The following is a 16,699-nucleotide window of genomic DNA, read 5'->3' on the forward strand; positions in this document are numbered from 1 at the left end:
AACGGAAGCGGGGATCGATCGCCACGATTTCCAGATTTTACAGACTTTTATGAAGGATTGCTAAGGATTCTCGGACAGTTTTCGGACAGCCAGATCATTATTCGGTCCCAAAATCCTTTGCACTCTTCTTTGCTTAGCTACAAGCCGTCTCTGACGGCTTTTTCTGTTTGTAGCGACACTCGATTTCGTGTCTTCGAAACCAAGGTCTCTCGACCATTCGTAGCTGCAGCTTTCAGGAACAAGGCGCTGTACAAACAAACTGCAACACGGTTCCAGATTACAGATTGCGACAATACCGAAATGACATCGATTTTCCACCCATTGCTGGCCCTGATTGCTTCCGTGACTGATCGTGAGCTGGCGCGGTATGTCGAGTTCCTGAAGAAAGAGAACAAGATCCTGCGTTCGCGCATACCCGGACAGGTGCATACAAAGCCGCATGAGCGGGAACGACTGCTGGCATTAGGAAAGCAACTGGGACGAGCGATCGAATCACTGCTGACGATTGTCAGCCCCTCAACGTTCTACCGCTGGCTGCAGGAGGAGGGGAAGTCGAAACGGAAGAAGTACCCCAAAGGAGGCCAGCGGAAGCCACGAGAACTGCGAGAGCTGGTGATCCAGATCGCCAAGGCGACGGGGTTTGGATACACACGGATCATTGGAGAACTCCGAAAGCTGGGCATCAAGAAAATCAGCCGTCAGACCGTTCGCAACATCCTCAAGGAGGAAGGGATTGTTCCCGGTCCTGACCGGACTTCCGACAGCTGGGACAACTTCATTGAGCGGCATGCGAAAACACTCTGGGCGGTGGATTTCTTCAGTGTCAAAACCGTGACGACACGGGGTTTCAAAGAGATGTATGTGCTCGTATGGCTGTGCATGACCACCCGGGAAATCATCGTCTCGGAATCGACGCTGCATCCGAATTCCGCCTGGGTGACCGAGCAGACCGGCTGGTTCCTGGATCAGACGCTGAGCCGTGACGAAAAGCCCAGCATCGTCATGCACGATCAGGACACGAAGTTCACCAAGGATTTCGTGGAAAAACTCAAGCAGCATGGTGTGCGGACCAACAAATTGCCCAAGGCCAGACCGAACTTGAGCGGACGCTGTGAGAGGGCGATTTTCACCCTGAAAAACGAGTGCCTTCGTAAGTTCATAATTTTTGGCAAACGGCATCTGGACCACCTGCTGATGGAGTTCACGGAGTATTACAACACGACCCGTTCCAGCATAGTCGGGGACCATCTGCCGCCTGTCCGCAGTGAGCCGGAACAGGTAGAAACGGTCCAACTCGATCAGATTCGCGTGAAGTCCTATGTCGGCGGGTTGGTGCAGGGGTTTGAAAGGAGAGCGGCATAAGCATTGACGGTGATCTTCTCCTCAGGCATGCTCGATGTCACTTTTCAGGAGAGTGACGCCATGGCCGATCACGATGATGTCTTTGCTGGAAAATTCCCCAACGGGTTTTCCATTTGTGATGAAGCGAATGCTCTTGTGGCCCTCGCGTTCCGGAACGGTCCGCTGGAAGATCTTCATGCAGGAAAGCATTCGCCACTGCTGGATGATCCGTCTTTGAGCCGGATTACCGATGCCGAGATGAAGGTCTTGATGATCAATGCCTGCGAGAAGGTCGAACAACTGCTCAGGTTAAAACAGGACGATCCGTCCGAATACGACCGGACTGTAAAGTCAGGCAGTTTTATCTACTGCCGCAGCTGGGAGCGGTAAAAAAAGGGACAGTTGTCGTCGGAAGTGATTTCTTGACAGCTGCAGGAGAATCGTGGCATGGGATTCGGGAACAAGGAGAACCGCCATGCCCAAACGATCGCAATCACAATCGAATGATCCTACGCCAGTCCATCACAATGGCCCTGCTGCCACACTACGTCAGGGAAACCTGAAATGCGTCATCTGGCGGAATCAGAGTGAACTCGGAGCATGGTACAACGCGGAACTGGCCCGAACATTCAAGGATGAAAGCGGATACCACGACACGAACAAGATCCCGGGAGATGACCTGCTGCGGGTCGCGTTCCTCGCCCAGCAGGCATTCGGCAAGGTTCAGGAACTGCGAGCAGGTGACCGCGAAGCTTCCAATTCCGATGGCCCAGATGAACCCGCTCCGTACTGCGCTGGCGCAGTTCATCGGATCGACACAGTGGTTCCGGCACAGCTTCAACCGGGCGGTGATCTATACCGAAGGAATTCAGTACCTGACAGAAAATAGCAAAGCTTACTGGCTGATTGATACAATTGCTTCACATCTGGCGAGCGACGAATTTCGAAAAGCAGCCAAAAAGGATGACCGGATCAGCCTGATGCACTTCTGGAAGCTGGCTGTGAAACCGGATAAATCGGCGACGCTCAAAGGAGTGGCTGACAGCGGCGAACAGCCATTCATTCAGCAGGAAATTCCGCTCACTGCCTTCCCGCTCGATGAAGTCGATATCTGGGCTCAGAATGAGGGCCAAAACTGGACGTTGCTTTGCCCAGCGAATATTGACGTCACAATCCTGTAGATGAATCATCGTCGCTGTAATCGTCAGGAATCACTTTCGCGAGCTTTCGTTCATGCCACTCCTGATAGGTCTCTCCGGCTTCGGTCTTCCAGGCCGTTCGGCCATTTATGTTCCCGGCATTGACGACCGCGCCACCTGCACTCGGGCTGGAAAAAGCAATATCGTCCATTAGCACGAAGAATCCCGGTTGCGAGCTGTCGACCAGTTTTCCTTCTTCGACGAGCTGATCTCGAAGTGCTTTGTACGAGGTCCATGACTTCAGGCCCTCTTTCCTGGCGGTCGAACCTTTAAGGACAATGAATTCCCCTTTGATTTCGCGAGCTTTTGCCTGGGCTCCTACCACATTCAGCTCGAACAGTGGTGATTCATCGGCTGACACATCGTCGCCACGCAGAGTGGCCTTCGGCTTGGGTTGCAAAAAATTGAAGCCCAGCACCGGAAGCATCAACTGAAGTTGGCCAAGGAAATACTCCATGTCCGCGACATCAGACTCGGGTAAGGGAGGAAGCGGCGGAGCAGTGCCATTATGGATTTTGGAGCGATCGGCCTGATTGGCGATCGAGATCAGCCGACTTTCCAGATAACGCCCGTGAGACTTGGTGATGTTCTGGTCTTTGCTAATAACCAAGGCACAGCGCGTCCAGAAGTCCTTGGTCTCATCTCGGTCGTGAGCTGTCAATCGAGTCAGAACATTGTCACCCTCACCGAAGTAAACCGCGTCTCGCAGGGCGTTTTCCGGGTCAGGACCGACAAGACAATAAACACCGGTTCGACGGACCTCCTCCCTTTTCGCCAGTTCGGCCAACTGCGATCGAGGAGTGACGATGACCTTACCAGTCCAATTGATGATCTCCGCCGTCAGAATGTCTGTCGGCAAGCCGTTGACCAGATAAAGTCGAATGGTTTTTCCGCTCATGAAGTGACGATTTCCCGCTCAGCAGGCCAATAGGTTACTAAACTCTTAACTCGATTATGTCGCAGCAATGGGGCTTGCCATCATCATGTTGTAGTGTTCAACATGACCTTCTCCCTCAAAAATCTTCTTGAAAACATCCAAATAAATAGTCACCGTCGAGTCTTCGACAGCAACATAAAGATCATCGTGGGCAGAGTGTGACCCGTCGTTTACCCATGAAAGTAAGGCACGGCAGGCAAGCTTTTCGCTGCCTTCAAATCGCTCATGGATCTTGTCGAGCTCGATCCCGCCCAACATCTTGAAATAAGTCTCTAAAATCCTTCGCAGGCTATTCTGAATAGACCGATTGCCACTCCGTGCTTCGCGAATATCCAGCCAGAGTAGCTCGTATGAGCTCTTGATTGGATTGGAGTCATGCATTGTAATTTGCGATACGTTGTTTGATTTTCTCACGGTCCAAAAGGTCTCGCCTCTTTGCTTTGGAGTCTCGCGAGACTTCCGAAATGTCACCTCCTTGTGGAAGTAGACGTTGTGAGTCAACATGAATACCTGCTTGACGCTCGTCGTTCCGGAACGAATTTCTTCGCAGAGCTTCCGAACCAAAGTGCTAACGATGAACAAGATGTCACAATCCAGGCTGGACACAGGATCGTCAAACACGACAACACGATCCCTGGTTATGCCAGCTTCGGCTGGCTACCCCTGAGTAAATGATAGAAGTAGAGAAACGTGACGAATGTCTTTTCACCTTCGCTCAACGTCTCTTGGCATCGGCTCCATTCGAACGACGCAGCTTATAGCATCTCTTGTCTTCAGCCTGAGCGAGAGTAAAGACATGAAAGCCGAATGAGGCCAGAAGCCCATTGATCGCATCAATAGTTGGTTGTACACTGGTAACAGCTCGTTCCAACTCGCGGATCTCGTCTTCTTTACTTCGTTTTGTGTTTTCCTTGTCCTGGATTTGCTGCCGAATGCTTGCTATTGCTTTATCAAGCTGCCTCTTCTTGGATTCATAGGTCTCGATTGCCTCTTTGAGTGGTTCCGCCAGAAGAAACTTCCACACCTGATCTTTCAGCGTTTTTTGTTCCTTGGCAAGATTTGAGACTGTCTTATTGTGATCGCCGATAGCCTTGTTTGCGACCATGATGAGTGTCGAAATCTGTTCAATCAATTCTTGCGAAGATTGTAGGACGACAACCTGACTTGGTTCCTTTTTCTTGCCATTCAGCCGTTGACGGTTGATCTCTACCTGAGCGTCAAACAACTTTTTCGTTTCGGTCAGTACCGAATGGTTGAGCTGAGGGGGAGGACTCAGAAGCAGGGTCTCAATCGCAGTGGAAACCGCTCCGGCTTCGTCAGAATATCTGCTGACCAGCGAGTTCACTTCATGACTATCCTTCTCAAACGTCTCGTCAAAATAGGCAGCCAGATTGCTCTCTAGATCGGCTGCCACTGCCTGTTGGCAAAAAGGACAGGTTTCGTTATTCACCGAAAGAAAAACACGTCCGGATCGCACCCAATCGCTGTTGCCAAGCCGCTGAATCATTGCGGCGATGTCGACATCGGATCTTCCAATGATCATCTTCGCGAGAATTGGAGATTTCTCAAGGTCGAGGAGAGATAAGGCGTCAATCGTCTTAAGAGGCGAAATGGGTCCCACGCCTTCGGTAAAAACTGTGGCAGCTTTTTCCAGGATGTAGTTGAGAGTCTTTATTTCGGCAGCGTTGCTCGTGCGTTTGCGAGAACTCTCTGCTTGAATGCTTCTGATTTGCTGCGAACCCCCTCAAATGCGACTTTCAGCCTCTCATCGTGCAGCTGCTTTTGTTTCCAGCAGGCGTCTTTTAACGCATCTTCCGCAACCGCCATTTCGCCAATTTTTCCACCATTCCCATCGACACCGCCAAGGGTCATTTTCAAGTTGGCAATCTCTTGAGAAAGTCGGTCAAACTCCTTCTTTGCGACCTCGATTTTCTCCGCTGCTTCTGCATTCTTTTCGCCGAGCGTAAAAATACCAGGCAGCTCTTCGGATTCACGGAAATGTTTCTCCACGAAGTCCCGGTTATACACGAGTGGTTCGAGTGGTGAACGAGCCTTCCACTCAACTGTACAGGATGGAAATTTCGTGAAATCAGCAATCACGCGAGAAATCGTCGTTTTTCCGGAACCATTTGCACCATAGAAATAATTAAACGTCTTCAATTCATCGAGAACGGCCGGAACAGAACCGTACGTCGCAATGCTTGCAATTTCGATGCGCTCAATCATGGCCCGCCTTCCAATCTTTTTCTTAATGCACAATCTCTTATCGTTTTCAATAACCAGCCCAGTTAGCGAGGAAAGTATTCCCAAGTGGCTGCCAGCCCGGCCAGTGTCTTGGTTTCATCAATCGCGTCATGCGGAATGAGCAGGTATTTCCAGGGTTTGCCGCCAGCGTGTTCGGTTGCCCGTTGGCACCAGAGAGACGCTGCGCGGGCTTTGGCGAGGACGATTTCGTCCTGCATCTCGTTTTTCGCTTTGGGTTCGCACAGGTAGCGAGCGTTTTCGGTTTCAGCGACGAAGTCGGGGATGTACTCGTCGTCGTGTGAATAGTAGATGCGGAAGTCCCCTTTGGCGGGTTTCAGCCATTTGATGACAGCCGGGTCGCTTTCCAGGACAACGGCCATCACCCGTTCCGGGTTGGAGTCAAATTTCAGTACCGAATACAGCGACTTCTGAAATCCGTTGAACAGCATCCCTCGGATCATGATCTTGTCGTCGACCGTTGTCCGGAAATGGCGGGTTTTGTCTTCAGCCAGCTGGCTGTAGTTGTTCGGACGGAGGGCGGTGAACCCGCGAGCCACTTTGACTTCGTATTCGGTGTTCGGGTCTTCCTCGTAGTGGTCCTGCATCTGGGAATGAATGTGCTTGATTAGGCTCTGCTGATGGGCCTGCAGCACGTTCAGAACGTCTTCTTCAGTTTTCAGGTACGACTGCAGGTGCTGGACCATTTGTCCGGACAGGTCGTAGAGAAGTTCGGCCACTTCGTCATAGTTGATGTCTTCGAAGTCCATCAGGCCACGGACCAGATAGTCTTCCAGCCGACTTTCCGGAATCACGGCATCCCCGCTGCGAAGCCGGAATCGCTCATTGCTTTGCAGGTGCTGGATCAGAATTTCTTGGGAAACCGGCTGCTGGTGGATCGATTTACAATCGAGCGTGAATGGCCTGAACCCGGAATTGGTCGGGCCGCGAGGAATGACAATGATCCGGGGAATATCGATCGACAGTTCATTGCGAACATCAATGGTCTGGGCGACCACTTTGGCCACGTCCACTTCCGGGACCGTGCCGGGCAGAACACCTTGAACTGGCCGGATTGCCTCGGTCACGCGCTTGACGATCTTTTCCAGCACTTCCGGCTTCTTCAGGTCCGCAGAACTCTGCAGGCGTTCAAATTCCTGCAGCACGTCCAACGTCGTCTGGGCGACTTTCTGTTCTTCCGGCTCCGTGAACAGCGGCTTCTGCTTCATCTCGGATTCGGGAGTGGCAGGACCAATCAGCCGTTCGACCACCGCCGGGGGAGCTACGATCACTTTGGATTTTTGTAACGGAATATCCCGGCCAATGACGACGCCGGTCCGGATGATCGAATCCGGTCGATTTGCTTCATCGACGATTTCCTGAAACCGGTCATGGGACACAATCGTGAGCCGATCGACCGCTGGAACTCCCGTCCGCTTTCCGTATGGCAATCGCAGACCACGGCCAATGGACTGCTCCACCAGAGTTTTTGAATTGGCAGCCCGTAGCGGAACGATTGTGTACAGGTTCGTCACGTCCCAGCCCTCTTTGAGCATGTTGACGTGAATGACGATTTCGACCGGGTTGTTGCGGTCCTCCACTGAAAGCAGTGCCTGGACGTTCTCGTCTTTCTCTACTCCCTTCTGCTGGGAGTGAACTTCAATCACCCGGCCCTTGTACTGGCCACCGAAGAAACTTTCGTCCTCGATCTTCGCCTTGATCGCCGATGCGTGTGTTGTGTCTTCCGCCACGACCAGCATGAACGGCTTCACGATCTCTTTGCCGTTCTCCCGGGCGTAGAGTTCCAGCTGCATCTTGGTTTCTTCGTGAACGTGAATGCCGTCTTCCAGTTTCAGCGTTTCCAATCCTTCCTTCGAGTAGTTCTTCGCATCGAAGTTTTCGCGGGTCGCAACGGCTGGTTCCTTAACGAAACCATCCTTCAGGGCTTCCGACAGCGGATAGCTGTAGATCACGTTTTTGAACGCTTCGGATTTCGAACCCTTTTCCACCTGCGGGGTGGCAGTCAGCTCCAGTCCGAGAATTGGCTTCAGTTCGTTGAGTGCCTTCACACCGGCACTGGCCCGGTAGCGGTGCGATTCATCCATCAGGAGGACAAGGTCATCCAGCTTGGAGAGATATTCGAAGTAGCTCTCTCCGATGTACTCAGACAGCCGTTTGATGCGAGGGGCCTTGTCCCCGCGTACTTCGCTGTTGATCTTGCTGATATTGAATATGTTGATGTGGACGCTGTCTTCATCGAACAGTTGCCCGGCACGTACCCCTCGCCCGCTCTCATAGTTGTCTCCGGTGATGATCTCCGGTGGGGAAAGGGCGAATTCGGAGATGCCCTTGAAGACATATTTCGGGGTGTTGGGAGTGAAGTCAGCGATCAGCTTGTTGTAGATCGTTAGGTTCGGAGCCAACACGAAAAAGTGTCTGATCCCCTCTGACCGGGCCAGATAAGCAATGAACGCTCCCATGAGCCGCGTCTTCCCGACGCCGGTCGCCAGTGCAAAGCAGAGTGACGGAAAATCCCGTTCGAAGTCGGTGACGGTTGGAAATTCGGCCTTGACCGTTTCCAGTGCCGCAGCGAGATCGACCTCTTTATCCAGTGGGGTGATTTCGCAGATTCGGGCGAGAATTTCGAGGGCAAAACGCTGAGGCGGCCGCAGACTTAGGCGATTGGAAATGGCATTCAGAGGGATGTTCATGGGTGAAGAAGTTTTCAGTTCTCAGTGGTTCAGATTTCAGTATGGATGTCTGCTAACTATCGGTTTTCAGCGATCTGCGGAGGCCGGTCAGCATGCGGGAGATTTCTTTGAGTTCGTTGATGAGCGGGGAGAAGTCGTCTGTCGAGAGGACGTCGATTTTCCGGAGATGTAGACCTGTGTCCGCAGCTCAGCGGCTGATCCCAGAGCAATGCGAAGGAATCGGACGAAATCTCTGCCGCCGCGTTCTGCTCCTTCAGCGATGTTGAACGGAATGGAAACAGCTGCCCGCTGCACCTGGTCACGCAAAGAAAACTCTCGGACCTGTGCCAGCTTCTGGTAAATCAAAACCGCCAGCGCACAACTCCGCTTCCAAACTTCCAACTCCTCAAATGACCGATAAGCCATCAGCTGCCCCCACTGAAAACCTAAAACTGAACCACTGAAAACTCAACGTCTCAAAACAACTCCCCCTGTCCTCGCCCCTTCCTCTCCTTCCGCGTCCTCCCCTTCTTACTGAAAACTGAATCACTGCCAACTGAGCCACTTTCCGCCTTGGCGGCTGGCAAATTCTTAATCTCCAGGCTGTAGTCGTCTTTCCCCCATTCGCAGCGGGTGAGGACGGTCTTGGGAATCTTGCGGATCGTCAGGCTGGGGAAGGCGTCCAAGCTGCGGGTGCGGTAGGCGCTGCACATCACCAACAGCGAGCGTTCCGGGCCGACCTGTTCATTCAGTTCGGTCAGTTGCTCGCGGGAAAGAGATTGCGTGGTGACGTAGATGTAATCGCTTTCGGAGGAATTCCCTTGCTGCCAATAGATCGTCTCGCTGGGGTTGTAGCGAAACCCTTCCAGTTTGCAGACTGCTTCGGCCAGCATGGCGGCGTTGTATTCCTTGCTGATGATCCAGTTGCCGAAGCTGTCCTTTTCGAGCAGGGACGGGGCGATACGGTAATAGCGAAATCCGCCGCCCCCTTTCCATCCGGTCGCTTCGGTCACCCCACCGGGATCTTCGCCGTCGATGACTTTTTTCAGCCGGGGAATGATGTGCGTGTGGCAATGCTCCCCCAACTCAACCATGATCCACTTGCGGCCCATTTTGTGGGCGACGGCACCGGTGGTGCCGGAACCGGCGAAGGAATCGAGGACGATGTCACCGGGATTGGTGGCAATTTCTAGGATTCTTTTAGCGAGCATTTCCGGCTTCGGAGTAATAAAAAGCTCCTTCTCGTCTGGCAACAACGCCTTCAGTTCCTGCTTCGCCGCTTGGTTATGGCCGACTTCTTGATATGTCCAAATTGTTTCCGGAACCACTCCTTCCATAACATCTGTCAAAAACCGCTTTAAAGAAGGAACATTATTGCCCGATTTTCCCCACCAAATACGGTTGTCCGCATCAAGTTCCGCAAGACGATCCTTCGAAATACTCCAATATCTTCCTTGAGGCGGTCCATCAATTAACCTCCCTGAAGGCGTTGTGACAGAATATGTTCCCGCACCGTAAAAGTTTCGCGCTGAAAGATCACTTGCTTTCCATGGACCACGAGGATCATTGTCGGGGTTCTTATATGCGCTATCTTGCTGTTTGCCGCGAGGTAAGAGGTTACGTTGCCATTGGGAAGAATTTTTAGAGAAACACATCACATAATCGTGGTTCTCCGATAAATGTTTCGCCGAACTTTTGGGCGAATAGACTTTTTCCCAGATGATCGTCGCTATGAAGTTTATTCGTCCAAACACTTCGTCCATCATCACACGCAAGTACGCCTGCTCATTGTCATCAATGCTGATCCAAATGCTGCCGTCATCTCTCAGGAGTTTCCGCAAAATTTCCAGTCGATCCCGCATGAGTGACAGCCACAGCGAATGCTCAACGCCATCGTCATAGTGGGTGAACGCGGAGCCGGTGTTGTACGGGGGGTCGATGTAGATGCACTTGACCTTGCCGGTGAACTCGGCTTCCAGTGCTTTCAGGGCCAGCAGGTTGTCGCCGAAGATCAGGCGGTTGTCGAACTGATCATTCTCACTCACCCGCTGCCGCGCATGATACGACTTCTCCGCATCCTCCAGCAGAATCCGCGGCTCCAACTTCGGCCGGTTCTCTTTGCCGATCCAGGTCAGTTCCAATTTCGTTTTCCGGCTCATGTCGCTTTTCGTTCTGTCTTGTCGTCCTGAATTCCCTGCCAGTGACAGCGTGTGCATTCCCAGACGGGATCATCCAAACAACACCCGCCCAGCACCACCCTGCCAGCCTTGATTTCCGCCCGCAGCTGCTCCGTCACGGCCATCTCCCCATACCAAATCTCCGCCACCGGCCGATGCCCACACTTCGGGCACTCCGCAGACTGGAGGGTATATTAGGTGGGAATTGCCATAAGACACTTCCAGCTTCGGGATAAGGATCAGCGAGCAACTTACTTTACTGAGCTTTATTCCAGGACTCCCGCAGGCGCGCCGCCTCGGCCATGAGATCCGTCGGAATATAATAGCGAACCATCGGAGCAGGCTTTTGAGTAACCGGCTTCAGTCGATCCAGTAGTGTGGAGATTTCGACCGGTCGTCCATTTGCCAGGATTCGGATGGATGTCTTAACAGATTGCTCGTCTGTCTCCTTTTCCGGAAAATAGGGCTGCATGTATTTGCTGGACACTTCATCCTTCAGGACATAAGCATCTGCCTGAGTATATTCCGATCTTTTCGATACCAGTTCTCGTAATGCGGCTTCCCAGCTTTCATAGTCAGGTGTCAGCGGGTCCAATCGAGGAGGTTCGATTTTTGAGAATCGCTTGCGTGCGAGGAAGCGATGAGCGAGATCACTCAGAGCGGGGTCGGTATGGTCTTTCCATTGTTCAATCTGCTGAAGGACAGTGAATTCTTCAATGCGGAGGTACTGCTGAGGAGAAGGAGTTTTGGTGTTCCAGAAGCTTTCAATAGCCGGGACAAGTGCGACATTGTCGCCCTGATCTCGCAGCGATTTTGCCCGCGTCCACATTGCTTCGAGCATCTTTTCAAATCCGCGTGTCGTCTTGTGCAGGTAGACGTTCTGATACATGTAGTAGCGGGAAAAGATGTACTCTTCGATGGCGAGCATCGCCTTCTCGTTCCAGACAATGTGCTTGTCACCGTCTTCTTCGTGAAATTCAAAGCTGGTCAGGATGCGATAGTGGTCATAGTGACCGTATCCAGCGCCTGTAAATAGGCTGTCCCGGCGAAGATAATCCAGACGATCGACATCCAATTGGCTGTCAAGCAGGTACTTCATCCAGGGAGGCTGGGAGTAATTATTCTTCTCAATGAGCGCAGCAACTTCTCCCGGCAAGCCCGGGTAGACGCTCTTCAGAATGCGATTGACTTGCAGGTCTTTGTCTTCGCATTGAATGATTGCCAACGACCAAGTCTCGTGTTTAATTCCCAGGCATGGCTCGAAAAGATGGGAGAATGGACCGTGGCCGACATCATGAAGAAGAGCAGCTGCGAGAAGCGGACCACGTGCATGAGTTACGTGAAGTTCTTGAGACAATGACTCCAGATGAGTCACGGCCTGCTGCATCAGGTGCACAACACCGAGGCTGTGCGAGAGCCGGCTGTGGTCTGCGCCGGGATAGGTGAAAGAACTCACGCCCAGCTGGTGAATTCGCCTCAATCGCTGAACTTCAGGCGTATCGAGTAGCTCGAGCAGCCATTTCTCACGCGGAAGGCTCAGACCAACATAATTGTAGAGAGGGTCCCGAAAGATTTTTGCCGACATGCCCGCCAGTTGACCCTTTCACGAAATTACGAGAACTTCATGATGGCTGCTCAATCACACTTTTTGCGAGTGGCAGAGTCGCAGCCACCTCGTTGGAGTTTTTGAACCTCGTTGCTTCTTCAACCGCCTTGGTCCAGTCGTGAAACTGCTTCCAGAAGAAGACGATCGTGGATGCAAATTCCAGCTCCCGCAAATTGACGCCAATCAGACGCTTTGCAAGAGATTCATATTTTGGCAGATCGCCTGCGAAATTCGCTGCCTCCCCGGATTCTTCCAGATCACGAATCTGTTGCAGTGTCGATGGCGACAGACGATAGGAATACTTTGCTCGTCCGAAGGCCGTTTGCCCTTCCTGCTCGACCAGCAAGCCGCTCTGAACCATCTGATCATTCAGCCCAGCCACATCGTCTGAATATGGCCCGTAGTGGTGAAGATAGAAATCCGCCTGCAAGTTACAGCCCGCCGCCTGAAGCATGTAGACGACTTTCTGCATCCGCTTGCGAGACTCCAAGGTCTCTGCCCACTCGACCAATTTGGCAAGTTGATAGCGGTTCATGATTTCGTCCTCCTTGGCTTCATTCTACACGACACAGGCGGCAGACTGTACGGAAAAACAGTCCTCATGTCCACATCAAGTCGAAAGGTGAGAAAGCTCGTACTTACTAAAATACCAGTGCGGCCAATTGATCTGGGTACGATTGCCACGGCTTTTGATACGAAGAGCGAGAGTTGGAAGGTTGGGGACTCATCCCGAAACCTCCCGCACCCGAAAAGTGCCAGCAAGAAGAATGGCTGACAGGGCGCAAAAAAAAGACCCGTCCTTGATGCACGTCACTTTCCGAGGAAAGGAGGGGTGCGACGGGTGTGTTGCAAGTATCTTAGAACGGGTTGCGCTCTTTGACAAGAGTATCATCGACTTTTCGACGTGCAGACTTGAGCGATTCTGCCGAATGTGCCGATTGTTTGGCTCTAAAATTTCGTGAACGCCTGCGAATTGCGCACAACCCACAGGAAGTGCGTAACCTGCTGTGATGAATGGTGTTCTGGGCTGTCGTTGCTGAATCATGAGAGCCTCCAGCGAACGGTGAAGACTTCCTCACGGGTGGTCTGCTGTTGCAGACGGGCTTCGATGTCGGAAATCAAGGTATCTTTCCTCTGCTCGATCTGGTCCTGAGCGTCGAACAGGGTTCGCTTTTTGTGGTTCCGCTGCTGCTCCAGTTCGTTGACCCGCTTTTGAGCAGCCACTTTACTCTGCAGATCGGCAGCGAGCCGCTTGGCTTTCTTGGCTTCCCGAATTTCAACTTCAATCTGCTTCAGCTCACGTTCCAGATTGTCTTTCAGATCATCCGCCCAGCGGTCGAGCTTGTCGGATTCGGCGTCGAAGAAGACTTCGTTCCGGCTTTGTGTTTCCATCAACACCCGGTTCGCCTGAGACTGGACCGTCCGCTCCAGCAGATTCTGGACAGCCTCATCCGTCGAAACCTGCGCGCCGACGGTCGCAGGGATGGTCAACAGCTTTTCGCAGGTCTCACGGTCCAGAACAGCTCCCTCGTCGGTGATACCGGTGACGAGCAGGGCTTCTTCCGTATCAAGAGAAGCAACGGTCAATTGCTCGACGCGGAGCCAGCCGGATTGCCCAATCAACCGCTCGACGAGTGTTACTTTCGCTCCACGCTGTGAGTAATCGAGATTCAACTCACAAATCGGGAGTGTTCGTGCTTTGGCTCGCGAGATGATCCATTCCGCCAACGGATGACCGGGGCGGTAGTGAAAATCCGTATCCGGAATGTCTTCGGATTTCCGTTGCTGCAACGGTTTGAGGCGATAGCGTCCCAAGGGGACCTGCTCCGATGGCAAATCTTCTGGTTGTTCTCGAAGAGTGAAGGTATGGTTGTTGATGTCGAAGTCGGCCTGATCTGCAATTTCTGTCGCCGTCAGTGCCCAGAGCCAATCTTCATAGCGATTGAGACGCTGTTCCGTCTCCGATTCCATCATCCGCAACTTGTGGTGAACGTCTTCGTCGAAGTTCTCCAGCAGTTTGGTGCGGGTCTCCTGCAACGTGGCAGTAATCTGTTCATCAAGATCCAGCTGCAACTGATCGAAAGCCTGTTGAATCTCCTCGGCGGTCCGACAGCGTTTGTAGATGTCGTTGATCCGCTTCTCGATGTCGATCCCCGATTCGAGGGCCCCGAGCACTTCGTCCGAAGCACCAAAGACGCCATCAAACAACTTGAACTTCTGGTTCAGCAGTTCGAACACGCGCTGATCGGCCTCGTTGGCCCGGTTCACGAAGTTGATGACGACGACATCATGCTTCTGACCGTAGCGGTGACAACGCCCGATCCGCTGTTCAATCCGTTGCGGGTTCCAGGGGAGGTCATAGTTCACCACCAGAGAACAGAACTGCAGGTTGACCCCCTCGGCAGCCGATTCGGTAGCAATCATGATCGAGGCATTGTTCGCAAATTCATCAACCAATGCCGAACGCATATCGGCAGTGGGTGACCCGCTGACGCATTCCTGTCCAGCATGGCATTTGAGCCATTCCTGATAAATGCGTTTGGAATCGGGATCGGTATTGGTGCCGTTGAAGAGAACAATCTTCCCGGCATACCCTTCTTTTGTCAGAAGATCATGGAGATACGTCTGCGTTCGACGGGATTCGGTGAAAATCAGGGCCTTCGGCTTCGAACCGAGTTCTAATGCTTTAGCGAAACCCAATCGCAGCGCCTTGATCAGAGAGTTCCCTTTGGCGTTCTCCCGGATCGATTCCGCGAGGGTTTTGTATCGCAGGAGTTCCGCCGCTTCCGCCTGCAAGGATTTGACCAGCAATTTCGGAACAGGTGCAGGGGATTTTGCCTCGACGGAGTTGGGAGGAGAGGGGGTTCCATCGACCGGCGGATCTTTCCACTCTTCTTCAATGGATTCGGCAGGTTCGAAGTCGTTCCCGACCACGTCGGCGACGTCTTCCTCGACAGCTTCGCCCGCAACCTGTTCAAGTTTTCGCAGTCGATCGATCATCGTGCCCAAAGTGGCTGCGATAGCGAATGACGATGAAGCCAGAATTTTGCGAAGCACCAGCTCGATCAGTTGTCGTTGGCTATTCGGCAGCGAATGCAGGTTGTCCTTCTGTAGGAAATCCGAGACGTACTGGTAGAGCTTCTTTTCGTCATCGGATGGGGTGAAGTCTTCCGTGATCGGGATGCGTTTCGTGTACTTCACGTACTCGACAACCTGTTTTCTCAGCGTTCGCTGGACGATCGGCCGGAGGCGTGACCGCAGGTTCGCAAGCGTCCCCGCAGGCAGGTTCTCGGCTTTCTTGGCGTAGAGTTCGCGAAATGCTTCTTCGCTTCCGAAAACATGCTCATCAACAAAGGTGACGAGTCCGAACAACTCCATCAGCGAATTCTGAAGTGGAGTGGCTGTCAGCAACACCTTCGGACGACCGCGTACTGCATCCCGCAAAGCCCGTGCGACCTTGTTGTCCTTCTTGTAGACATTCCGCAAGCGATGGGCTTCGTCGACAACGACTAGATCCCATGGAACGGCGGCAACTTCGGCAGCCTTGGTCCGGGCGAATTGATAAGAACAGATCACAACCTGTTGAGGTGGCTCAAAAGGCTGCCGCATTCGTCGAGACAGCTCACGGAAACTTTTGGATTCCAGAATGAGGGAAGGGATGAAGAATTTCTCTGAGAGTTCGCGACTCCATTGTTTGCGGAGTGTCGCGGGGGCGATCACCAGAATACGACGTTTCTTCTCTGCCCAAAGCTGGCTGATGATGATACCCGCTTCGATGGTTTTCCCCAGACCGACTTCGTCCGCGAGAATCGCTCCACGAGAAAGTGGCGATCGAAACGCGAAGAGCGCAGCATCTACCTGATGTGGATTAAGATAGACGGTCGCATTGCTGATCGACTGAGCGAGCTTGTCCGCCTGATCGGCTCCCACGCGCTTCGTCAATTCATAAGCAAGATATTTGGAATGGTAGGGAGTGAATGGACAATTCGACGACCCTGAAGTCACCGGGGCGAAGCGAATGCTCGTCAGAGAGCCGCCCCCAGCATCGTTGTTCTCCGCCACATGTGAGGAATCATCTTGCACCAGAGATCCGTCTTCCGGTCGTCCAAAAGGGTAGAACCAAACCGGCTGAGGTTGTTCCTTGGGAGCGATCGGTTCGGCGAGTCGCTGCGGGTTCGACAGAACCCATTCGAAATCCCTATCGCCGCTTTCACAGTCGACGATTTCGACGGTGCCTATGATGAGGCCGCGCGGCAAGTCTCCATAAATCTGTTCGTCGCCTGGTTCAGGCTTTGCGAGCGAAGCGTAGATGTAAACCTTGCCTCGGATCTTGGTCGCCTGGGAGCGGTATTCGACCGTCTTTTCTCCACGCAGAATCAACTCCGCCCAAGGCTGGCGGATGCTGATCGCTCGAAGTTGCTCTGATTCAACAGGCATAGGGAATCAACGGTCATCGCCGATTTCCACGAGCGTTGCTCACAATCATTCGATTTGAAGAGTCGCGGCCC

Annotated in this window: 11 protein-coding genes and 1 pseudogene; 3 read left to right on the forward strand and 9 right to left on the reverse strand. The window is 52.8% G+C overall.

The window, feature by feature from the left end; all coding sequences use genetic code 11:
- The first annotated feature begins 300 nt into the window (after positions 1-300).
- The 3 genes from SH664x_RS11005 (at position 301) to SH664x_RS11015 (ending at position 2,522) form a co-directional block, all read left to right on the forward strand.
- Complete coding sequence (locus SH664x_RS11005) at positions 301-1,362, forward strand: hypothetical protein (RefSeq protein ID WP_437200884.1); 1,062 nt, start codon at positions 301-303, stop codon at positions 1,360-1,362.
- A 9-nt stretch (positions 1,363-1,371) separates the two neighbouring features.
- The gene (locus SH664x_RS11010; protein ID WP_437200886.1) at positions 1,372-1,731 is read left to right on the forward strand and encodes a hypothetical protein; all 360 of its coding nucleotides are present in this window, start codon (positions 1,372-1,374) and stop codon (positions 1,729-1,731) included.
- Between the two features lie 350 nt (positions 1,732-2,081).
- A complete protein-coding gene (locus SH664x_RS11015; protein ID WP_437200888.1) occupies positions 2,082-2,522 on the forward strand; it encodes a DUF6876 family protein in 441 nt (146 codons plus the stop codon).
- On the opposite strand, the gene SH664x_RS11020 is transcribed toward SH664x_RS11015, so the two are convergent.
- The 9 genes and pseudogenes from SH664x_RS11020 to SH664x_RS11060 form a co-directional block, all read right to left on the reverse strand.
- Positions 2,509-3,438, reverse strand: a complete 930-nt coding sequence (locus SH664x_RS11020; protein WP_437200889.1) for a GIY-YIG nuclease family protein — start codon at positions 3,436-3,438, stop codon at positions 2,509-2,511. The genes SH664x_RS11015 and SH664x_RS11020 overlap by 14 nt on opposite strands.
- Before the next feature lie 54 nt (positions 3,439-3,492).
- Positions 3,493-4,119, reverse strand: coding sequence for an AAA family ATPase (locus SH664x_RS11025; RefSeq protein ID WP_437207214.1), 627 nt, complete (start codon positions 4,117-4,119; stop codon positions 3,493-3,495).
- Positions 4,120-4,192: 73 nt separating this feature from the next.
- Positions 4,193-5,703 (reverse strand): annotated as a pseudogene (locus tag SH664x_RS11030) (AAA family ATPase).
- Between the two features lie 62 nt (positions 5,704-5,765).
- Positions 5,766-8,429: a DEAD/DEAH box helicase gene (locus SH664x_RS11035; protein WP_437200891.1), complete on the reverse strand. Its 2,664-nt coding sequence runs from the start codon at positions 8,427-8,429 to the stop codon at positions 5,766-5,768.
- Between the two features lie 87 nt (positions 8,430-8,516).
- A complete protein-coding gene (locus SH664x_RS11040; RefSeq protein ID WP_437200893.1) occupies positions 8,517-8,834 on the reverse strand; it encodes a four helix bundle protein in 318 nt (105 codons plus the stop codon).
- Positions 8,835-8,884: 50 nt separating this feature from the next.
- Complete coding sequence (locus SH664x_RS11045; protein ID WP_437200895.1) at positions 8,885-10,567, reverse strand: site-specific DNA-methyltransferase; 1,683 nt, start codon at positions 10,565-10,567, stop codon at positions 8,885-8,887.
- Between the two features lie 274 nt (positions 10,568-10,841).
- A complete protein-coding gene (locus SH664x_RS11050) occupies positions 10,842-12,170 on the reverse strand; it encodes an HD domain-containing protein (protein WP_437200897.1) in 1,329 nt (442 codons plus the stop codon).
- Positions 12,171-12,207: 37 nt separating this feature from the next.
- Positions 12,208-12,726 carry a hypothetical protein gene (locus SH664x_RS11055; protein WP_437200898.1) on the reverse strand — a complete coding sequence of 173 codons (519 nt, stop codon included), beginning with the start codon at positions 12,724-12,726 and terminating at the stop codon, positions 12,208-12,210.
- 506 nt (positions 12,727-13,232) lie between these two features.
- On the reverse strand, positions 13,233-16,628 hold the full coding sequence (locus SH664x_RS11060) for an SNF2-related protein (protein ID WP_437200900.1): 3,396 nt from the start codon (positions 16,626-16,628) through the stop codon (positions 13,233-13,235).
- Between the last annotated feature and the right edge of the window lie 71 nt (positions 16,629-16,699).

This window comes from Planctomicrobium aquicomposti (assembly GCF_051466325.1).
Taxonomy (GTDB): Bacteria; Planctomycetota; Planctomycetia; order Planctomycetales; family Planctomycetaceae; genus Planctomicrobium.